Source organism: Taklimakanibacter albus (assembly GCF_016595235.1).
Taxonomy (GTDB): Bacteria; Pseudomonadota; Alphaproteobacteria; order Rhizobiales; family Aestuariivirgaceae; genus Taklimakanibacter; species Taklimakanibacter albus.
On the sequence record NZ_JAENHL010000006.1, the window covers coordinates 914,622 to 934,302 of the forward strand.

20 protein-coding genes are annotated in these 19,681 nt (G+C 61.2%); 15 read left to right on the top strand and 5 right to left on the bottom strand.

All coding sequences use genetic code 11. The annotated features are described in order from the left end of the window. Positions 1-19 precede the first annotated feature (19 nt). The 4 genes from JHL16_RS09135 (at position 20) to JHL16_RS09150 (ending at position 6,716) form a co-directional block, all read left to right on the top strand. Complete coding sequence (locus JHL16_RS09135) at positions 20-2,326, top strand: glycosyltransferase family 4 protein (RefSeq protein ID WP_200184528.1); 2,307 nt, start codon at positions 20-22, stop codon at positions 2,324-2,326. Positions 2,327-2,375: 49 nt separating this feature from the next. Next, positions 2,376-3,662, top strand: a complete 1,287-nt coding sequence (locus JHL16_RS09140) for a glycoside hydrolase family 130 protein (RefSeq protein WP_200184529.1) — start codon at positions 2,376-2,378, stop codon at positions 3,660-3,662. 5 nt (positions 3,663-3,667) lie between these two features. Beyond that, positions 3,668-5,188: a phosphomannomutase/phosphoglucomutase gene (locus tag JHL16_RS09145; RefSeq protein WP_200184993.1), complete on the top strand. Its 1,521-nt coding sequence runs from the start codon at positions 3,668-3,670 to the stop codon at positions 5,186-5,188. A gap of 79 nt (positions 5,189-5,267) precedes the next feature. Next, positions 5,268-6,716: a mannose-1-phosphate guanylyltransferase/mannose-6-phosphate isomerase gene (locus JHL16_RS09150; RefSeq protein WP_200184530.1), complete on the top strand. Its 1,449-nt coding sequence runs from the start codon at positions 5,268-5,270 to the stop codon at positions 6,714-6,716. Here the strand turns inward: JHL16_RS09150 and JHL16_RS09155 are convergent, their stop codons facing one another. From JHL16_RS09155 to JHL16_RS09165, 3 genes are read right to left on the bottom strand one after another with little or no spacing between them, the layout of a single operon-like run. Beyond that, on the bottom strand, positions 6,717-7,196 hold the full coding sequence (locus JHL16_RS09155) for a hypothetical protein (RefSeq protein WP_200184531.1): 480 nt from the start codon (positions 7,194-7,196) through the stop codon (positions 6,717-6,719). 19 nt (positions 7,197-7,215) lie between these two features. Further along, positions 7,216-8,865, bottom strand: a complete 1,650-nt coding sequence (groL, locus tag JHL16_RS09160; protein ID WP_200184532.1) for a chaperonin GroEL — start codon at positions 8,863-8,865, stop codon at positions 7,216-7,218. Positions 8,866-8,896: 31 nt separating this feature from the next. After that, positions 8,897-9,208, bottom strand: coding sequence for a co-chaperone GroES (locus tag JHL16_RS09165; protein ID WP_137855025.1), 312 nt, complete (start codon positions 9,206-9,208; stop codon positions 8,897-8,899). A gap of 280 nt (positions 9,209-9,488) precedes the next feature. Here JHL16_RS09165 and JHL16_RS09170 point away from each other — a divergent pair, with 280 nt between their 5' ends. Further along, entirely contained in the window at positions 9,489-9,908 is a 420-nt protein-coding gene (locus JHL16_RS09170; protein WP_200184533.1) for a VOC family protein, read from the top strand. Positions 9,909-9,920: 12 nt separating this feature from the next. Further along, a complete protein-coding gene (locus JHL16_RS09175; protein ID WP_200184534.1) occupies positions 9,921-10,205 on the top strand; it encodes a hypothetical protein in 285 nt (94 codons plus the stop codon). A gap of 47 nt (positions 10,206-10,252) precedes the next feature. Here the strand turns inward: JHL16_RS09175 and JHL16_RS09180 are convergent, their stop codons facing one another. Then, the gene (locus JHL16_RS09180) at positions 10,253-11,425 is read right to left on the bottom strand and encodes an MFS transporter (RefSeq protein ID WP_200184535.1); all 1,173 of its coding nucleotides are present in this window, start codon (positions 11,423-11,425) and stop codon (positions 10,253-10,255) included. 138 nt (positions 11,426-11,563) lie between these two features. On the opposite strand from JHL16_RS09180, the gene JHL16_RS09185 reads away from it, so the two are divergent. Then, positions 11,564-12,325 (top strand): helix-turn-helix transcriptional regulator, encoded by a 762-nt coding sequence (locus tag JHL16_RS09185; protein WP_200184536.1) that lies wholly within the window; start codon positions 11,564-11,566, stop codon positions 12,323-12,325. On the opposite strand, the gene JHL16_RS09190 is transcribed toward JHL16_RS09185, so the two are convergent. Beyond that, positions 12,318-12,713 carry an Rrf2 family transcriptional regulator gene (locus JHL16_RS09190; protein WP_200184537.1) on the bottom strand — a complete coding sequence of 132 codons (396 nt, stop codon included), beginning with the start codon at positions 12,711-12,713 and terminating at the stop codon, positions 12,318-12,320. The two genes, JHL16_RS09185 and JHL16_RS09190, sit on opposite strands and share 8 nt — an antisense overlap. Before the next feature lie 106 nt (positions 12,714-12,819). Between JHL16_RS09190 and JHL16_RS09195 the strand changes: the two genes are divergently transcribed. The 8 genes from JHL16_RS09195 (at position 12,820) to lpdA (ending at position 19,679) form a co-directional block, all read left to right on the top strand. Then, positions 12,820-13,116 (top strand): FtsB family cell division protein, encoded by a 297-nt coding sequence (locus tag JHL16_RS09195; protein ID WP_200184538.1) that lies wholly within the window; start codon positions 12,820-12,822, stop codon positions 13,114-13,116. A gap of 136 nt (positions 13,117-13,252) precedes the next feature. Then, positions 13,253-14,281: a pyruvate dehydrogenase (acetyl-transferring) E1 component subunit alpha gene (pdhA, locus tag JHL16_RS09200; protein ID WP_420884532.1), complete on the top strand. Its 1,029-nt coding sequence runs from the start codon at positions 13,253-13,255 to the stop codon at positions 14,279-14,281. Next, positions 14,274-14,573: a hypothetical protein gene (locus tag JHL16_RS09205; RefSeq protein WP_200184540.1), complete on the top strand. Its 300-nt coding sequence runs from the start codon at positions 14,274-14,276 to the stop codon at positions 14,571-14,573. Before pdhA ends, JHL16_RS09205 begins: the two co-directional genes overlap by 8 nt. A 26-nt stretch (positions 14,574-14,599) precedes the next feature. After that, positions 14,600-15,964, top strand: a complete 1,365-nt coding sequence (locus JHL16_RS09210; RefSeq protein WP_200184541.1) for a pyruvate dehydrogenase complex E1 component subunit beta — start codon at positions 14,600-14,602, stop codon at positions 15,962-15,964. 12 nt (positions 15,965-15,976) lie between these two features. After that, positions 15,977-17,317 (top strand): pyruvate dehydrogenase complex dihydrolipoamide acetyltransferase, encoded by a 1,341-nt coding sequence (locus tag JHL16_RS09215; protein ID WP_200184542.1) that lies wholly within the window; start codon positions 15,977-15,979, stop codon positions 17,315-17,317. Position 17,318: 1 nt separating this feature from the next. Next, complete coding sequence (locus tag JHL16_RS09220) at positions 17,319-17,594, top strand: hypothetical protein (protein WP_200184543.1); 276 nt, start codon at positions 17,319-17,321, stop codon at positions 17,592-17,594. Continuing rightward, positions 17,591-18,229: an SGNH/GDSL hydrolase family protein gene (locus JHL16_RS09225; protein WP_200184544.1), complete on the top strand. Its 639-nt coding sequence runs from the start codon at positions 17,591-17,593 to the stop codon at positions 18,227-18,229. Before JHL16_RS09220 ends, JHL16_RS09225 begins: the two co-directional genes overlap by 4 nt. A gap of 10 nt (positions 18,230-18,239) precedes the next feature. Then, positions 18,240-19,679: a dihydrolipoyl dehydrogenase gene (lpdA, locus tag JHL16_RS09230; RefSeq protein WP_200184545.1), complete on the top strand. Its 1,440-nt coding sequence runs from the start codon at positions 18,240-18,242 to the stop codon at positions 19,677-19,679. Positions 19,680-19,681: the final 2 nt, after the last annotated feature.

A 19,681-nucleotide genomic window follows, 5' to 3' on the forward strand; every position in this document is an offset into this window, starting at 1 on the left:
TTCGTTCGAAAGATGTTTGATGGAAACACAACCCGCGTCCCATACCAGAATAGCAGTCATCGGAAACTATCTGCCTCGCCGGTGCGGGATCGCAACCTTTACCCATGATCTGCATCGTGCGCTTCTGATGTCGAAGCCCGATCTCGAGGCTTATGTCGTTGCCATGACGGATCACGGCCGCGCCTATGACTATCCTCCGGTCGTTCGATTTCAGATCCAGGACCAATCGGTCGATGACTATATACGGGCGGCGGAGTTCCTCAACCAGGCCCGGTTTGATGCCGTTTCACTCCAGCACGAATTCGGAATATTCGGCGGTGAAGCCGGCTGTCATATCATTGAACTCCTCTCCCGCCTTCGCATGCCTGTCGTCACCACGCTCCATACGGTGCTGCCCGAACCCACGCTCGCGCAGCGCGATGTGATGCGTGGTATCATTGATTCATCCGCAAAAGTGGTTGTCATGGCTGAGAAGGGGCGCGAGCTCCTCCGCAGTGTCTATGGCATGCCGCCGGAACGGATCGAGGTGATCCCGCACGGAATTCCCGATGTCGCCTTTCTCGATCCGCATTTCGCCAAGGCCAAGCTGGGTTTTAGCGGCAAGCCTGTCATACTGACATTCGGCCTGCTTTCGCCCAACAAAGGCATCGAGGTGATGATCGATGCCATGCCGGCGATAGTCGAATCTTGCCCCGACGCCGTCTATGTGGTTCTGGGCGCCACACATCCGAACCTGGTGCGCGAGCAGGGCGAAACCTATCGGGAAGGTCTCACAACTCGGGCGCGGGACCTCGGCGTCGACGATCATGTCGTGTTTATCGATCAGTTTGTCGATCAGGCGACGCTGCTCGAATACATCTCGATGTGCGACGTCTATGTCACCCCCTATCTCAACGAAGCTCAAATGACGTCCGGCACGCTGGCTTACAGCTACGGCTCGGGAAAGGCCGTCGTATCGACGCCTTACTGGCACGCCCAGGAACTGTTGGCGGAGGGACGGGGCATCCTCGTTCCTTTCGCCGATGCCAAAGCCATCGGTACGGCGGTGGCGGGATTGCTTTCCAACGACGTTCGCCGGCATGCCATGCGCAAGCGTGCCTATGCGACCAGCCGGCTGATGACCTGGGCGCAGACCGCAAAGCGTTATCGCATCGTGCTCGATGAGGCGCGCACGATTGGGCCGCCCGCGAGATCGACGCCTATCGAGCAGGAGGCTCTTTGGCGCGCGGGATATCCCGTGCCCGAGATATCGCTCAAGCACTTTCTGTCCATGTGCGACAGTACCGGCTTGCTGCAGCATGCTGTTCACTCCGTGCCTGACCGATCACATGGCTATTGTGTCGATGACAATGCCCGTGCCTTGATTTTCGCAGCTCGGGTCGGAAGCCTTGGCGAACGTCACTTGTCGGAGAGGACAACCGCGCGTTTTGCTGCCTTCATTCAGCATGCGTGGAACCCGGACAATGGCCGGTTCCGGAATTTCATGAGCTATGATCGGCGTTGGCTGGAGGATATTGGCTCGGAGGACAGCCACGGGCGGACGCTGTGGGCGCTCGGTGAATGCGCGCGGAGCGATACGTCGGCGTCACGCCGGCAATGGGCTGCGGCACTCTTCCGTACGGCGCTGCCGGCGGTCGAGACGTTCAAGTCACCGCGGGCCTGGGCGTTCACGCTTCTCGGACTGGATGCCTATTGCGAATCCAACTCGCCGGACCCCGCTATTGCCGAATATCGGCAATCCCTGGCTGACAGGCTGATGTCATTATTGGCCGCGGTCGAGACGCCGGATTGGACATGGTTCGAGAACCTGCTTGCCTACGATAATGCACGTCTGTCCGAGGCTCTGCTTCTGACCGGACTGGCGACGAAGACCCCCGCTTATGTCGATGCCGGCCTTCGATCGTTGCGCTGGCTGATGACGCAGCAGACTGCTCCAACCGGACATTTCCGGCCAGTTGGCACGGAAAGCTTCGGAGTTGCCTGGCAGGCGCCGAAGCGGTTCGATCAGCAGCCGGTTGAGGCGGCGGCAACGATCTCAGCCTGCCTTACGGCATGGCGGGCGAGCAGCACCGGTGAGTGGGAGGTCGGCGCGATGCGCGCCTTCAGCTGGTTCCTGGGCGATAACGATCTTGCCTGCCCTCTGGTCGATCTGGCAACGGGCAGTTGTTCAGATGGACTTCATCCCGACCGCCCCAGTGAGAACAAGGGAGCGGAGTCGGTTCTCGCCTATCTTATGGGACTGACTGAAATCCGAAGATTCATGCGTACCGATGCCGGACCGGATCACGCCGAACAGGCATCATTGCGGCTGGTGCTTAGCGCCTGAGCGACTACCGTCGCCACGCGAATGACAGCAAGGAGCATTTATCACGTCTATGTTTTTGAACCGACAGGCGCTGTATCTGCGCCCGGATCCTGCGCGGGTCGTCGTGCGCCCGTTCAAGCCGGCGATCGAACCACGCGACCTGAACCCCACAGACAAGACACGCGCGAACCATATCGTCGACCGGGTTATCGGGCTTGATCCCGAAGCGGCGGCGGCGCAGCTGACAGACGTGCTTGAGAACTTCAATGGCCGGCACAGGAACCTGCTGGAGACATTCGAGGAGCGTGCATCCGAAATGGAGGATGCCTTGGCTCCCCATAGCGTCTTCAGCAAAGTACAGCGCCAGCTTGTCGGCGCCTATTTTCTCCACGAATATTCGTTTGAGGCGGCGGCTCTGTTCAATCCCAGCATTGTCCGCAACCCTGACCAGTCAGGCGCGCCGGAAGGTGGCTGTCGCTTCATTTTGAGTCTGCGCGCGGTCGGCGAAGGTCATATTTCATCTTTGACCTTTCGTTCGGGATCCATTTCGGCGCGGGGCGATGTCACCATCGATCCGACGGCGCGGCTGGCCTCCATCCCCAAGGTACAAAGCCGCTCGCCCAGACTCGACGGCGAGGAGGTCGAGGTAGAGTTCATGCTCGACGGTCAATTGAGCGAACGCGTGATATTTCCCATCACCCTGTCGCAGTCAAATGGCATCGAAGATGCGCGTTTCGTAGAATTCGATACGGGCGAAGGGAAGGTCTTCTATGCGACCTACACGGCCTATAGCGGTAGAAGCATAAGGTCCGAACTGATCGAGACCACTGACTTCAGGACGTTCCGCCTGACGCCACTCGGCGGACTGGCGGCGCGCAACAAGGGAATGGCCCTGTTCCCGCGCAAGATTGACGGCCATTACGCAATGATTGGCCGGCAGGACAATGAAAATCTCTATTTGCTCTATTCCGACGATCTCTATGCGTGGGAAACGGGCCAGGTCATCCTCAAGCCCAGATTCCCGTGGGAATTCGTTCAATTGGGCAATTGCGGATCACCGATCGAGCTCGATGAAGGTTGGCTCGTCTTGACCCATGGCGTCGGCCCGATCAGGAAATATTCGATCGGCGCGGCGCTTCTGGACAAGAAGGATCCCGCCAAGGTTCTGGCCAGAACCTCCGAACCGCTTCTTCGCCCTGAGCCGGCAGAACGTGAAGGCTACGTGCCCAATGTCGTCTATAGCTGCGGCGCGCTTCGCCACGGCGACCAGATCATCCTGCCCTATGCGGTGTCGGATACCTTCTCCAACTTCGCGACGATCAAGATCGCGGCACTCCTGGAGACATTGAGCGGATGACGACGATGCTGCCCAAGCCATCCGCCGATCTCACGCCCAACACCTTGGCATTCGAGATGCTGCCGCTCGTCAAGCCGACGGGCTTCCGGGAATATGACGCGCGCTGGTGGTTTGGCCATCCGGGGTCGGACGTTCCGCCTGAGCTCAATCTGATGGGCGTTCAGGCGCTGGGCATGGGGCTGGGCACGCTGATCCATGAGTTTGGTGTGAAGCCGCATGTCGTGACCGGTCACGATTTCCGCGCTTATTCCATGGCGATCAAGATCGCACTTACGCAAGGCTTGATGGCCGCGGGCTGCACCGTGCACGATATTGGCCTGGTCATGTCGCCCATGGCCTATTTCGCGCAATTCGCGCTCGATATTCCGGTGGTCGCCATGGTGACGGCCTCTCACAACGACAATGGCTGGACCGGTGTGAAGATGGGCGCGGAGCGCCCCGTCACTTTCGGTCCAGATGAGATGGCACGGCTGCGCGACATCGTCCTGTCAGGCAGTTACAAGTCGCGCAAAGGCGGCGGCTATCGTTTCGTCGAGAACTTCGCTGGCACCTATGTCGGCGACCTTACCGGGCGCCGTCCATTCACACGCCGGATCAAGGCCGTCGTGGCCTGTGGCAACGGCACGGCGGGTGCCTTCGCTCCGCATATTCTGCAGGCGCTGGGCATTGACGTCATTCCGCTCGACACCGAGCTCGATTACACATTCCCCCATTACAACCCGAACCCGGAAGACATGAAAATGCTTCATGCCATGGCGGCCAAGGTGAAGGCGAGTGGCGCCGACATTGGCTTGGGTTTCGACGGTGACGGTGACCGCTGTGGGATCGTCGACGACGAAGGTCAGGAGATTTTCGCCGACAAGATCGGCGTCATGCTGGCTCGCGATCTGTCCAAGCTCCATCCGGGCGCGCAATTTGTGGTCGACGTCAAATCGACCGGTCTCTTTGCCACGGATCCGGTATTGATCGCCCAGGGGGCCAAGACCGACTATTTCAAGACCGGTCACTCCTATATCAAGCGTCGCGTCAAGGATCTCTCCGCATTGGCGGGTTTCGAGAAGTCAGGACACTTCTTTTTCAACGCGCCGATCGGCAGGGGATATGACGACGGCATGGTGACGGCGATCGCCGTTCTCGACATGCTCGATCGCAATCCCGGTAAGTCCATGGCCGATCTCTATCGCGAGCTGCCCAAGACATGGGGGTCTCCGACCATGTCGGCGCTTTGTGCCGACGAATTGAAATATGGCGTTGTCGATCGGGTCGTTACCCACTTCAAGTCGATGCTGCGGACGGATGAGCTGATTGCCGGCGCGCATATCAAGAGTCTCTCGACCGTGAATGGAATCCGCGTGGTAACGGACGACGGCACATGGGGGCTGGTACGGGCCTCTTCCAACAAGCCGGAACTGGTCGTCGTAATCGAAAGCCCGACTTCCGAAGCTCGCCTGCATGCGATGTTTCATGCGGTTGATGCCGTGTTGCGCAAGAACCCTGACGTCGGCGCCTATAATCAGACGCTTTAGGCGCCGCCATCCTGGGGTCTGGCGATCCGGTCCGGCGCGTTGTTGTCTCGCCGGACCACAAAGACGTTAGGAGAACCCAATGGTAAGTGCAAAGATAGTTCCCGTACTTCTCGCAGGCGGCGGCGGCTCGCGGCTTTGGCCAGTCTCGCGCGAGTCACTCCCGAAGCAGTTTCAGCCGCTGATCGGCTCGCTCTCGACTTTTCAGCAGACGCTTCAAAGGGTATCCGATCCGGAGTTGTTCGCGGATCCCATAGTCATCACCAGCAAAGCTTTCGAATCCTTCGCCAGCCGGCAAGCCGGCATCGTGAATCGACCTGTCTCGCTCATCCTTGAACCTTGCCGGCGCGACTCAGCTCCAGCGGTTGCCGTTGCGGCGTTGCTGGTCGAGCATCTGCGGTCGGGGTCACCCGTGCTCGTGCTCGCCGCAGATCATGTGATTCTCGATGATGCGCTCTTTCTCGATGCGGTGCGCTCCGGTCTTGAAGCGACGGGCGATGGAAAGATTGTCGTCTTTGGCCTGCCGCCGACGGCGCCGAAGACGAGTTTCGGTTATATACGGCCGGGCGCGCTTGCCGGCGTAAATGACGATGTCCGACTGGTCGAGGCGTTCTTCGAAAAGCCGAAGCGTGAGGACGCTGTGGCCTATCTCAGAGATGGCTATCTGTGGAATTCCGGCAATTTCCTATTCCGCTCCGATGTGATGATCGGGGAGTTCGACACATACGCACCCGACGTGCTTGCCGCTGCGCGCTACTCGATAGCGGATGCGCGGTCGGATCGAGGCATCATGCACCTCGATGAAACGGCCTTCGCGGCGTCTCCGAAAATTTCGATCGATTACGCCGTGATGCAAAAATCCCGCAATGTCGCTGTCGTTTCTGGACGCTTTCGCTGGTCCGACATCGGTAGCTGGGACGCGATCTGGGAAATTCTGCCACATGACGAGAACGGCAATGCCGCGCTGGGTCGGGGCATGGCGGTGGAAAGCCATAATTGCCTTGTTCATTCTGAAGGAATTCTCACGACGGTCATCGGCGGCACGGATCTCGTGGTTGTTGCGACCGTTGACGCCGTGCTGGTTTGCCCGCGCGAGAGGATTCAGGAGATCAAGGGTGTTGTCGAAGGCCTTCAGGCGGAGGGCGCAAGGGAAGCGAGCTTGCATCGCCGCGATCTCCAGCCTTGGGGATATGTCGAACGCCTTGAGGAAGGGGTGAAGCGGATCGTGATCGATCCCGCAGGAGCCATCGCGCCGCGCCGGCAAATGCATCAGGCCGCGCATTGCATCGTCCTGAAGGGCGCCGCCAATACGAATGTCGCGGGTATCGAGCGGACGGTGCGCGAGGGCGGATCGTTTCACGTTCCGCGGGCAACGATGTATCAGCTCTCAAATCTCGGCAAGGTTCCGCTCGAAATCATTGAGGTCCGGACAGGTTCAGAGTCTGCCGAAGGCAATGTTCTTCGGCGTAAGGGTATGAATGGCTGGAACGGCAGCAAACGGACTCACAGTGTCGCTGCGGTGGACCGGTGATCAGGTTGCGAAGGCGGCGAACACCGCGAGCAGGATGATTGCGAAGGCAAGTATCCAAGGCAGTATGGATGGAGAGGGGCCCGCTTTCGAGCGTCCCGCGGCGGGCGCTCTATTGATCGAGCCGCCCGTCGTAGTCGGATAGTCCCGCAGCTGCTTTTGGGGGGCAGTTTCGGTCTCCGGCAATGTCGTCTGTTCCGGTTTCGAGGTGGTCGTCTCATGCGGTGAGGACGCATGATGCATAGACGAGAGAAGGGCCGGATCGATATCGAGATCGAAGCCGGCCTCGTCCAGGCGGGCTAGAACGACTGAGATGTCTTCGATGGTCATGCTATCGAGCGGAAGTTCTTTTCGAAGGTCTTCCAGCGAAATACTGCCGCGTTGGCGTGCCGCAGTCACCACTTCGGTCAAGATCGCTTCGTCAATAGTCACTTCCGGAGGCTCCTGGCGGAAAATGGTGACAGTGCCAATCTTGCTCAGCACTGTCACCTCATTTGAGTTCTTAGTAGTCCATTCCGCCCATGCCGCCCATTCCTCCCATGCCGCCACCGCCAGGTGCCGCGGGCGCACCATTTTTCGGACGTTCGGCGATCATGGCTTCAGTGGTGATCAGCAGGGCCGCGACGGACGCGGCATCCTGGAGGGCGACGCGTACGACCTTGGTCGGGTCGATGATGCCGGCCGCTACCATGTCCACATAGACCTCGTTCTGCGCATCAAAGCCGAAGTTGCCGGATTTCTCCAGCACCTTTCCGGCAACGATCGAGCCTTCGACGCCTGAATTCTCGGCGATCTGGCGGATCGGCGCCTCGAGGGCCTTGGCCACGATCTTGATGCCGGCGGTAATGTCGGCATTGGTGGAGGTCAGCGCTTCGACGACTTTTCTGGCGCGCAGCAGGGCGACACCACCACCCGGCACGATGCCTTCTTCGACCGCGGCACGGGTCGCATTGAGCGCGTCATCGACGCGGTCCTTGCGTTCCTTCACCTCGATTTCGGTCGAGCCGCCGACCTTGATGACGGCAACACCACCAGCCAGCTTGGCGAGGCGCTCTTGCAGCTTCTCACGGTCATAATCGGAGGTGGTGTCCTCGATCTGCGCCTTGATCTGGCCGATGCGCGACTGAATGCCGGCCTTGTCGCCGCTGCCGTCGATGATGGTCGTGTTTTCCTTATCGATGCGAACGCGCTTGGCCCGGCCGAGCATATCGAGCGTCACATTCTCGAGCTTGATACCGAGATCTTCCGAGATCACCTGGCCGCCGGTGATGGTCGCGATGTCTTCCAGCATCGCCTTGCGGCGATCGCCGAAGCCCGGAGCCTTGACGGCCGCAACTTTCAGCCCGCCGCGCAGCTTGTTGACCACGAGCGTGGCCAGAGCCTCGCCTTCGACGTCTTCGGAAATGATGAGGAGTGGGCGGCTGGACTGCACCACGGCTTCCAGGATCGGCAGGAGGGTCTGCAGGCTGGAAAGCTTCTTTTCGTGCAGGAGGATATGGGGGTCTTCGAATTCGACCGACATCTTGTCGACATTGGTGATGAAGTAGGGCGACAGGTAGCCGCGATCGAACTGCATGCCCTCGACAATATCGAGCTCGGTGTCCATGCCTTTGGCTTCTTCGACGGTAATGACCCCGTCATTGCCGACCTTCTCCATCGCCTTGGCGATCATCTGACCGATCTCGGTCTCGCCATTGGCGGAGATGGTGCCGACTTGCGCGATCTCGTCGGAGGATTTTATCTTTTTCGATCGTTTCTTGAGATCGTTGACGGCGGCCGTGACGGCCATTTCAACGCCACGCTTGAGATCCATCGGATTCATGCCGGCGGCGACCGCCTTGGCGCCTTCGCGAACGATAGCCTGGGCGAGGACGGTTGCCGTCGTGGTGCCATCGCCGGCCATGTCGCTCGTCTTGGAGGCGACTTCGCGCAGCATCTGGGCGCCCATATTCTCGAACTTGTCTTCGAGCTCGATCTCCTTGGCGACGGTAACGCCGTCCTTGGTGGTGCGGGGCGCACCATAGGCCTTGTCGATCACCACATTGCGGCCCTTCGGGCCGAGGGTGATCTTGACCGCATTGGCGAGTATGTCGACACCGCGCAGCATGCGCTCGCGGGCATCGGCGGAGAATCTGACGTCTTTGGCTGTCATGGGGATCTTCCTCTTGGAATGAATTTGTGGATCAGGCGGCTTTGGCGACGGCTGGCGTGACGACGACGCCCATGATGTCGCTTTCCTGCATGATCACGAGCTCTTCGCCATCGATCTTGACCTCGGTTCCCGACCATTTGCCGAACAGGATGGTCTCGCCGGGTTTCACGTCGATCGGAATGAGCTTGCCCGCTTCGTCTCTCCGGCCGGGACCCACGGCGATCACTTCGCCCTGCATCGGCTTCTCCCGGGCATTTTCGGGGATGATGATGCCGCCTTTGGATTTGGTATCTTCTTTGATCCGGCGGATGACGACGCGGTCGTGGAGAGGACGGAATTTCATGAGCGGTTCCTTGAAATGAGTAGGCTTCCGGGAAAGCGAAGCTTTCGCGGTTACGGTGCGCTTGTACGCAACATGTTTTGTGAGAAGTTTTTGCGCTGGCAGTTGAAGGAGGAGAGTGCCAACTTATTCACCAACATGGGGGCGCGGTGGTCGATCGGCAAGCGAAATCAGCGGTAACGCGTGGAATTCTCCACGACGCCGGCTGGTTCGAGCGTCTGAAAGCCCTGCGCAGTACGAACGGCTCATGATAGGCTGGTCCTCCTGGCAGCGGAGGACGCCCATGCTGAGTTATGTCTATTTCGGCACCAACGATCTCGCCAGAGCCATAAGATTCTACAATGCCGCGCTGGCGCCGCTCGGCATGCAGCGCTGTGTCACCAACGATCCCGAATGGGATCGCAGCTCGGCTGGCTGGGGAACTTATGAAAAGGGCGGTCTTGAGGAACTCGCTCTTTGGATCGGTCTGCCATTCGACCAGCAGCCGGCGACCGTCGGCAATGGCAGCATGGTGGCCCTGCGTGCGCGATCGTGGCAGGCGGTCGATGATTTCCATGCCGCGGCTCTGGCGCATGGCGGCAGCTGCGATGGCCCGCCCGGACTCAGGCTCAAATACAGTCCCGATTTCTATGCCGCCTATGTCCGCGATCCTGACGGCAACAAGCTGGCGGCGGTGTGCCGCGGCATCACCCAACGGCAATGATGGGAGGACCACATGGCTGGAAAGAACTTCTATGATCTGACCAAGGCCCTCGGCCGCTGGGACAATGAGGGCGGCGCCGTCTCCTCGCCGTCGGTACCGGACACGGCTCTGGCCAGGGACGAGGAGCGGATCCTGAAATGTCTCGGCGCGGCGGTGATCATGCAGTGGAACGATCTGCCGACGGACATCCAGCGGAACATCTTCGTGGATGCGTCATCGATGAGTGATCCGGCCCGGCAGTTCCAGCTCAAGCAGCAGATTGCCCGCTTCCTGCACGAGCACAAGAACGGCGCCTGATCCATCACCTGATGTGGTCAGGTGCGCTCGTAGGCCGAACGTGACACCTAGTCCTTTATTCTCGTGATATTCCACAGCATGAGGGCCGAGGCCGCGAAGATGATCGAGGCGGTGGCCGCATTGGCGCTGAAGTCGTCGCGGAAAGCATAGAGCCAGGCACTTGCCAGGCCGCCCATTGTGGCGCCTGTCTGATAGACGGCGTTGAGGGTGGCGTTCAGGCTGCCACGCTGTCCGGCGGGAACCAGAAGCATCGCACTGCCGAGGATCAGGGCCAGCATCAGGTCGCGCCCGAAGGCGAATCCACCATAGGCAATTGTTTGAAAGATCGGACGCTCGGTTCCGAACGGAATGACGAGCGTGATGATGGTGATGCCGATCGACGCCGCCGCGCAGGCAGTAAGCGGATGCCGGAAACGGCCGGCCAGCTTTCCGGAGAACAGCGCGCCGAAGAGGCCGCCGATTTCGCCGAGCAGGAGGATGACGCCGATTGTTCCGGCGCCCTTGTCGGCGAGCCCATGCTGCACCAGCCAGCTCGGATAAAGTCCGAGGAAGACATACATCCCGATCGACCAGCAGAAGTAGGACAGGAGCAGGAGACGGCTGCCGGCGTTGAACGAGAGCGACAGCAGGCGTTGGCGATAGGTGCCAAGCGAGATCGGATCATGCGACACGGCCGAAGCGTCCGTAGGCGGCAAGGCTGATGCCGCTATCGCCAGGCCGAGGCAGACGCCCGCAAGCGCGACAAGCGAGAGCTGCCATGTGGCGAGCCCGCCCAGCAGGACGCCCATCGATATCGAGCACAGGAAAGCGATAGGCGCGGCTGAGGTGACATAGCCGGCGATGCGGGCGCGATCCTGCGCCGCGACATAATCGGGGATGGCGGCAAATACCGAGGCGCCGATCATGGGCATGAAGATCCCGGTTGCCGCGCGTCCGAGCGCGATCGTGACCGCGCTGTGAGTCGCGGCGGTCAGAAGCAGGACAGCGCCGCAGGCGGCCGCTCCCAGCACAATGAAACGCTTGCGGCCATAGCGGTCGATGAGCGGACCGAGGGCCAGATTGCTCACGAGCGCGACGACGGGAAAGGCGGCGAGCACCCACCCGGCCTCGGAAGCCGTAAGACCGAGGTCCCGTTCGATGAAAGGCAGCAGCGGGATCATCATGACGATGTTGAAATTGATGACGAAAAACGCCACCCACAGGACTATGATAATGAACATTTCTGCATGCCCGGCCGGTTCGAGTGAGGCACTGTCTGATCGCGATGGTCGTTGGCCGGAAGTGGAGAAATAGTGCGGGTACTTGCAGTAACAGGTTGAGGCCCATGGCCGATGAGTGATGAGGGTTCGCGCCAGGAATTGTCCGAGTTCCTGAAGTCACGACGGGCGCGCCTTGCCCCGGCGGATGTCGGCTTGCCGAGTGGCGGCGGAAGGCGTATCCGCGGCTTACGACGCGAGGAGGTCGCGGTTCTCGCGGGCGTCGGATTGACCTGGTACACATGGTTCGAGCAAGGGCGCCGGATTCAGGTCTCGACACCTTTTCTTCAGAATCTGGCGCGGGCCCTGCGTCTGAGCGATTCCGAGCGCGCTCATCTGTTCATGCTGGCGCAGAACCGGCAGCCGCCCAGGGCCCTGAACGCCACGCCCGTAGACGCCCTGGAGAGGCTTAAATCCGTCCTCGCGGCGATCTCGAGCCCGGCCTATATTCGGAACAGCCGCTTCGACGTGCTCGCCTGGAATGATGCCAATACGCGGATGTTTGGCGATTTCGCGCGTGTGCCGGAGAAGGAGCGAAACATCATCCGGCGCATGTTCGCCCGCCCGCATTATCGCCGGACGATGCCGAACTGGGAGCAGGATGCCCGCGGGCTGGTGGCGTCGTTCCGTCTGAACTACGGCCAGGCGAATGGCGCGGAAGAATTCTCGTCGCTTGTCGCGGACATGATCGCATCGAGTCCGGATTTTGCGCGGATCTGGGCCGAGCATGAGGTGACGGATCTGGGGGAGGGCGTCTATCTCTACCGAACAGAACGGCGCGGAACCCTGGCCTTTCGGCATTCGACCTTGATGTCCGAAGCGTTCCCTGAGCTTCGCATCATCATTTATATTCCGGTCAGTTGATCTGGCTCGCTATGTCGTCGAGCGTGGTGCCGGCAAGCGCCCGTTCGAGCGCCTGTTCGGCGCCGCGCAAAGGCTCGGCGACCAATTTGATGATCGCCGCCCCGATCGGGCATTTGTGCTTGGGGTCGGTCTTGTGCATGCGGAAGATGCTTTCATCCTCCACCGCCTTGTAGATGTCGGCGAGGGTGATGCGCCCGGCATGGCGGCCGAGCTTGAAGCCGCCGGCGCGACCGGTGACGGAAGCGACGAGGGAGGCACGTTCGAGATCGCGCATCAGCCGGCGGATCACCACCGGATTGGTGTTGACGCTTGCGGCGACGATGGTCGAGCACACAGGGCCGCCATCCGCCCTTCGGGCGATAACGCTCAGCGCGTGAACCGCGACCATGAATCGACTGCTCGACAGCATTATGCAACTCCGTCCATTACATATTTACGGCGGCAGCGCTTTACAAGCAACGCAATGTTAACCGTGAGCCGTCACTTTCGGCGTCATGGTGAAGCGCAAATTCGACCTCATCGTCATGATCGTCTGCATGGGCTTGCTCGGCTATTTCAGCTGGCATGGCTATTATGGTCCGCGCAGCTTCGATCACCGTGATGCTCTTGCCGCGAAGGCCGAAGGGCTCGACGCCAAGGTCGCCGAGATTCGGGAGCAGCGCCAGGCGCTGGAGCGCCGGGTCGCGCTGATGCGCCCGCAGTCGATCGATCCCGACATGCTCGAGGAACTGGCCCGCTCGACCCTCGATTTCGGCAAGCCCGGAGAACTCATTGTCAGGTTTCCGAACTGAATCTCCTGAAAATTCCGGCCGATAAACCGAATTCCAGTTAATTAAGAATTTTCCCCATCGAACCAAGGATTTAGTGCTATAGTCCCCGTCAAGAAAACGATGGAGAGGCAGCGCTATGGCGGTCAAATCGGCCTATATCGCGAAAAAATCCCAGAAGAATCAAAGAGGGGAAGGGAAGTCGGGTGAGACCAGCGACTTCTTCGACCGGGAAGAAGAGCTCCAGGCCTATCATGACATGCTGCTGATCCGCCGCTTCGAAGAGAAGGCGGGCCAGCTTTATGGCATGGGCTTCATTGGCGGCTTCTGCCACCTCTATATCGGCCAGGAGGCCGTCGTCGTCGGCATGCAGATGGCGCTGAAGCCGGGCGATCAGGTCATTACCTCCTATCGCGACCATGGCCATATGCTGGCGACCGGCATGGACCCCAAGGGTGTCATGGCCGAGCTCACCGGCCGCCGCGGCGGCTATTCCAAGGGCAAGGGCGGCTCGATGCACATGTTCAGCCGCGAGAAGCAGTTCTTCGGCGGCCACGGCATCGTCGGCGCTCAGGTGCCGCTCGGCGCCGGACTTGCCTTCGCCAACAAATATCGCGGCAACGATCATGTCGCGCTCACCTATTTCGGTGAGGGCGCGTCCAATCAGGGCCAGGTCTACGAAACCTTCAATATGGCGGCGCTGTGGAAGCTGCCGGTCATCTTCATCATCGAGAACAACCGCTATGCCATGGGCACGGCGGTGACCCGTTCCGCCGCCAAGTCGGAAGAGCTGTTCAACCGCGGTTCCGTCTATGGCATTCCGGGTGAGCAGGTCGACGGCATGGATGTCCGCGCGGTGCGGGCCGCCGGCGAGAAGGCCGTGGCTCACTGTCGCGCCGGTGAGGGGCCCTATATCCTCGAAATGATGACCTACCGTTATCGCGGGCATTCGATGTCGGATCCGGCCAAGTATCGCGCCAAGGAAGAAGTGCAGAAGATGCGCGAGGAATCTGATCCGATCGAGCAGGTGAAGAAACGCCTGATCGAGACCGGGGCCGCGAACGAAGACGAACTCAAGAAGATCGACGCCGAGATCCGCGCCATCGTGATGGAGGCCGCCGAGTTCGCGCAGTCCGATCCCGAACCCGATCCTTCCGAATTGTGGACCGATATCTATGTGAATGCCTGAGATGGGCGGGCTCATCCATGTGGTGATGTTCGTGGGCGCGCTCGTCGCATTCATCGCCTGGGCGATGGCCGCCTTGAGTGCGTTGTCGGTGGTGCAGTTGGCACCCAGGGGCGACAAGCTCACGGCCTATTTCGACCTCGGCCGCTGGCGCTTTGCGGCGCTGGAGACACGCTTGGGCCCCGCCGTCACACCGCATATCGTCCGCTACAAACGTGCCTTTCTGGTGTTTTTCGCCGCCATCGGCGCCATCTTCATCGTGGTGCTTTCAATCCTCTTCCTCAAGCCAGCCTGATCTGCGCCTTTTCGGAGACCTGATCCATGCCGAATATCCTCATGCCCGCGCTTTCTCCCACCATGGAGGAAGGCAAGCTCGCCAAATGGCTCAAGCAAGTAGGCGACAACGTCAAATCCGGCGATGTCATCGCCGAGATCGAGACCGACAAGGCGACGATGGAAGTCGAAGCCGTCGATGAGGGCAAGCTCACCGAGATCCTGGTGCCCGAGGGCACCGAGAATGTGAAGGTCAACACGCCGATCGCCATCATCCTGGCGGACGGCGAAGCTGCGCCCGCCGCGGCGCCGAAGCCGGCCGCGGAAAAACCTGCCGCTGCACCGCAGGCGGAAGCCAAGACCGAGGCGCCGGCCGCTCCTGCGATTGCGACCTCGACCCTCAAGGACACGGAAGTGCCGGAAGGCACCGAGATGGTTCACATGACGGTGCGCGAGGCGCTGCGGCTCGCAATGTCGGAAGAGATGCGCCGCGACAAGAGCGTCTTCCTCATGGGCGAAGAGGTCGGCCAGTATCAGGGCGCCTATAAGATCAGCCAGGGCATGCTCGACGAATTCGGCCCCGAGCGCGTCATCGACACGCCGATCACCGAGCACGGCTTCACCGGCATTGCGGTCGGCGCGGGCTTCGCCGGCCTGAAGCCGATCGTCGAATTCATGACCTTCAACTTCGCCATGCAGGCGATGGACCAGATCATCAACTCGGCCGCCAAGACGCTTTATATGGCGGGCGGCCAGATGGGCTGCTCGATCGTGTTCCGCGGTCCCAATGGCGCCGCCGCCCGCGTCGGCGCCCAGCACAGCCAGGACTATGCCGCCTGGTATTCGAGCGTGCCGGGTCTCAAGGTGGTGATGCCTTATTCGGCGGCCGACGCGCTCGGCCTGATGAAATCCGCCATCCGTGATCCCAATCCGGTGATCTTCCTCGAAAACGAGATCCTCTACGGCAAGAGTTTCGACGTGCCGAAGGTCGATGACTGGATCGTGCCGATCGGCAAGGCGAAAGTCGCGCGCCCCGGCAAACATGTGACGATCGTCTCCTTCGGCATCGGCATGACCTATGCGTTGGCCGCCGCCGACAAGCTCGCCGCCGAGGGCATCGAAGCCGAGGTCATCGATCTCAGGACCATCCGGCCGATGGACATCGCGACCGTCGTCGAAAGCGTGAAGAAGACCAACCGCTGCGTCACCGTCGAAGAGGCATGGCCGCAATGCTCGGTCGGTACCGAGATCGCCGCGCAATTGATGACGCATGCCTTCGACTATCTCGACGCGCCGGTGGCGCGCGTGAACGGCAAGGACGTGCCGATGCCCTATGCCGCCAATCTCGAGAAGCTGGCGCTGCCCAGCGTGGACGATGTCGTCCAGGCCGCGAAGTCTGTCCTCTATGTGTAAGGGAGCGCGCTGATGCCCACCAATATCCTGATGCCCGCTCTGTCGCCGACGATGGAAAAAGGCAAGCTCGCCAAGTGGCTCAAGAAGGAAGGTGATACGGTGAAGTCCGGCGACATCCTCGCCGAGATCGAGACCGACAAGGCGACGATGGAAGTCGAAGCCGTCGATGAAGGCATCGTCGGCAAGATCCTGATCGCTGAAGGCACCGACGAAGTTGCAGTGAACACGCCTATCGCCGTACTTCTGGGCGAGGGCGAGCAAGCCTCCGACATCAAGGCAGGTGCCGCACCGGCGCCCGCCGCGCCGAAGCCCGCTGCCGCGGCACCGGCCGCCGCGCCGCCGGCGAAAGCTGACGCCGCCGCCGCTGCTCCGGCCGCGAAGCCGCAAGCTCCGGCACCAGCCGCCAAGGCCAACGGCCAAGCCGGCGGACGCGTTTTTGCCTCGCCCCTGGCGCGCCGCATCGCCAAGGACAAAGGCATCGACCTCGCCGCACTGCAAGGCTCGGGGCCGCATGGCCGTGTCGTGCTCAAGGACGTCGAGAACGCCAAGCCGGGCACCAAGGCGCCGACCGCGGCCGCCGCTGCAGGCGCGCCCACTCAACTGGCCGCGCCGATGGCCGACGAGGCGATCGTCAAGCTCTTTGAGCCGGGCTCCTTCGAGGTCGTGCCGCATGACGGCATGCGCAAAGTCATCGCCTCGCGCCTCATGCAGGCCAAGCAGACCATTCCGCATTTCTATCTGACCATTTCCTGCGATCTGGAGAATCTCCTCGGCGTGCGCGAGCGCCTCAACGCCCACGCGCCGCGTGACAAGGAGAAGAACCCGGCCTGGAAACTGTCGGTCAACGACTTCGTCATCAAAGCGCTGGCGCTGGCGCTGCAGCGTGTGCCCGACGCCAATGCGACCTGGACCGAAGGCGGCATGCTGAAGCACAAGCATTCCGATGTCGGCGTCGCGGTGGCGATCGAGGGCGGGTTGTTCACGCCGATCATCCGCAAAGCCGAGACCAAGACTCTGTCGGCGATCTCGCTCGAGATGAAGGATCTCGCGGCACGCGCCAGGAAGCGCCGCCTCGCACCACAGGAATATCAGGGCGGCACCACCGCCGTTTCCAATCTCGGCATGTATGGCATCGAGAATTTCTCCGCCGTGATCAACCCACCGCATGCGACGATCCTCGCGGTCGGCGCCGGCGAGAAGAAGCCGGCCGTGGTCGGCGACAAGATCGAGATCCGCACCCAGATGATGTGCACCCTCTCGGTCGATCACCGCGCCGTCGACGGCGCGCTCGGTGCCCAGTTGCTCCAGGCCTTCAAGGTGCTCATCGAAGAACCGGCGCTGATGATGGCGTGAGATGAGGCGGGCTGTCGTCATCGGGTCAGTATCAGTGTTGACGGCTGCAGCTTTCGGTTCGGCCGAGCTGTTCTCGTGGGATCGCCCCTCGGAAAAGGAGCTCAAGGAAGAAGTCTGCAACGCATTCTCGAAGTGGCTGAAGGAGAATGAGCAGTCGTCGGAGTTCAAAGTCGCGGAGAAGAAATCTCCTGGGGAGCGAACCATAAGAGAGCAGACGGCGTTTGATGCGGTTGTATCTGTTCGAGCCGGCATGAAAAAATGTGACGAGGCTACATGAAGCACATCCTCGCTTTCGGCGACTCGCTCACCTGGGGCTTCAAGGCCGGCGTCTGGACGCGGCATGACTTCGAGGATCGTTGGCCGAATGTCCTGGCGGCGGGGCTTGGCGGCAAGGCGCGCGTTATCGAGGAAGGCCAGAACGGCCGCATGACGGTGCATGACGATCCTTATGTCTTCGAGAACCGCAGCGGCGCGGTGGCGCTGCCGATCGCGCTCTCGACCCATCAGCCGCTCGATCTCGTGATCATCATGCTCGGCACCAACGACCTCAAATGGGAAGGCCGCCAGCGCGCGCTCGAGGCGCGTCTCGGCATGGCGCGGCTCGTCGAGATCGTCCGTAGCTATGCCTACAAGCCCGGCTGCGTCGTGCCGCATATCCTGCTGATGGCGCCGCCGCATCTCGGCAAGACCGAGAATGAGGACTTTGCCGGCTATTTCGAGCACGCCATCGCCGAATCGAAGTTGCTCGGTGTCCAATATGCGAAGCTCGCCGGCGAGACCGACTGTCATTTCTTCGACGCCGCGAGCGTCGCCAAGGCTGATCCAACCGACGGCGTCCATCTCGACGCCGCCAATACGCGCGCCATTGGCACGGGCCTCGTGCCGGTGGTGAAAGGCATTCTGAGTTTGTGAGGAGGGCCCCATGGCCGATACGGAATTCGACATCATCATCATCGGCTCAGGCCCCGGCGGCTATGTGACCGCCATCCGCGCGGCGCAGCTCGGCTTCAAGACGGCGATCGTCGAGCGCGAGCATCTGGGCGGCATCTGCCTCAACTGGGGCTGCATCCCGACCAAGGCGCTGCTGCGCTCGGCCGAGATCTATCACTACATGCAGCATGCCAAGGATTACGGCCTCTCCGCCGACAATGTCGGCTTCGACGCCAAGGCGGTGGTGCAACGCTCGCGTGCCGTGTCGGGCCGTCTCAATATGGGTGTCGGCGGTCTTCTCAAGAAGAACAAGGTGCAAGTGATCTGGGGCGAAGCGAAGCTCGGCAAGGCCGGCGAGGTGATCGTCGCCAACACCACCAAGGCGCCGATGCAGCCGCAGCATACGCCGCCGCGCGGCACGATCGGGGCCGGCACCTACAAGGCCAAGCATGTTATCATCGCGACCGGCGCCCGGCCGCGCGTGCTGCCGGGCCTCGAGCCTGACGGTAAGCTGGTGTGGACCTATTTCGAGGCGATGGTACCGCCGGAAATGCCGAAGTCGCTCCTGGTCGTAGGCTCTGGCGCCATCGGCATCGAATTCGCCTCCTTCTATCAGGCGATGGGCGTCGATGTGACGGTGGTCGAGATCGTCGACCAGATCATGCCGGTCGAAGATGCCGAAATCGCCAAGATCGCCCAGAAGCAGCTCGAGAAGCGCGGCCTCAAGATCAAGACCGGCGCCAAGGTGACGGCGCTGAAGAAGTCGGACAATGCCGTGACCGCGACGATCGAGCAGGGTGGGGCCAAGAGCGACCTCACCGTCGACCGGGTGATCTCCGCCGTTGGCGTCGTCGGCAATATCGAAAATCTCGGCCTCGAGGCCTTGGGCGTGAAGACCGAGAAAGGCTGCATCGTCATCGATGGCTATGGCCGCACCAATGTGCCCGGCCTCTATGCGATCGGCGACGTCGCCGGCCCGCCGATGCTGGCCCACAAGGCCGAGCATGAGGGCGTCATCTGCGTCGAGAAGATCAAGGGCCTCGATGCCCATCCGATGGACAAGAACAAGATTCCGGGCTGCACCTATTGCCACCCGCAGGTCGCTTCCGTCGGCCTCACCGAAGCGAAGGCGAAAGCCGCCGGCCACGAGGTCAAGATCGGCCGCTTCCCGTTCCTTGCCAATGGCAAGGCCATCGCGCTCGGCGAGGACCAGGGCCTCATCAAGACGATCTTCGATGCCAAGACCGGCCAGCTTTTGGGCGCCCATATGGTCGGCGCCGAGGTGACCGAGCTGATCCAGGGCTTCGTCATCGCCATGAGCCTCGAGACGACGGAAGAAGAGCTGATTCACTCGGTCTTCCCGCATCCCACGCTTTCCGAGATGATGCATGAAAGCGTGCTCGACGCTTATGGCCGCGTCATTCACATGTAGAG

Bases quoted from the DNA above. Each gene is read 5' to 3' on its own strand.
- JHL16_RS09170 (WP_200184533.1), top strand. From the start codon at position 9,489: ATGCTGAGTTATGTCTATTTCGGCACCAACGATCTCGCCAGAGCCATA.
- JHL16_RS09175 (WP_200184534.1), top strand. From the start codon at position 9,921: ATGGCTGGAAAGAACTTCTATGATCTGACCAAGGCCCTCGGCCGCTGG.
- JHL16_RS09180 (WP_200184535.1), bottom strand. From the start codon at position 11,425: ATGTTCATTATCATAGTCCTGTGGGTGGCGTTTTTCGTCATCAATTTC.
- JHL16_RS09135 (WP_200184528.1), top strand. From the start codon at position 20: ATGGAAACACAACCCGCGTCCCATACCAGAATAGCAGTCATCGGAAAC.
- JHL16_RS09210 (WP_200184541.1), top strand. From the start codon at position 14,600: ATGCCGAATATCCTCATGCCCGCGCTTTCTCCCACCATGGAGGAAGGC.
- groL (WP_200184532.1), bottom strand. From the start codon at position 8,865: ATGACAGCCAAAGACGTCAGATTCTCCGCCGATGCCCGCGAGCGCATG.
- JHL16_RS09145 (WP_200184993.1), top strand. From the start codon at position 3,668: ATGCTGCCCAAGCCATCCGCCGATCTCACGCCCAACACCTTGGCATTC.
- JHL16_RS09215 (WP_200184542.1), top strand. From the start codon at position 15,977: ATGCCCACCAATATCCTGATGCCCGCTCTGTCGCCGACGATGGAAAAA.
- lpdA (WP_200184545.1), top strand. From the start codon at position 18,240: ATGGCCGATACGGAATTCGACATCATCATCATCGGCTCAGGCCCCGGC.
- JHL16_RS09195 (WP_200184538.1), top strand. From the start codon at position 12,820: ATGGTGAAGCGCAAATTCGACCTCATCGTCATGATCGTCTGCATGGGC.
- JHL16_RS09220 (WP_200184543.1), top strand. From the start codon at position 17,319: ATGAGGCGGGCTGTCGTCATCGGGTCAGTATCAGTGTTGACGGCTGCA.
- JHL16_RS09165 (WP_137855025.1), bottom strand. From the start codon at position 9,208: ATGAAATTCCGTCCTCTCCACGACCGCGTCGTCATCCGCCGGATCAAA.
- JHL16_RS09140 (WP_200184529.1), top strand. From the start codon at position 2,376: ATGTTTTTGAACCGACAGGCGCTGTATCTGCGCCCGGATCCTGCGCGG.
- JHL16_RS09205 (WP_200184540.1), top strand. From the start codon at position 14,274: ATGCCTGAGATGGGCGGGCTCATCCATGTGGTGATGTTCGTGGGCGCG.
- JHL16_RS09225 (WP_200184544.1), top strand. From the start codon at position 17,591: ATGAAGCACATCCTCGCTTTCGGCGACTCGCTCACCTGGGGCTTCAAG.
- JHL16_RS09190 (WP_200184537.1), bottom strand. From the start codon at position 12,713: ATGGTCGCGGTTCACGCGCTGAGCGTTATCGCCCGAAGGGCGGATGGC.
- JHL16_RS09150 (WP_200184530.1), top strand. From the start codon at position 5,268: ATGGTAAGTGCAAAGATAGTTCCCGTACTTCTCGCAGGCGGCGGCGGC.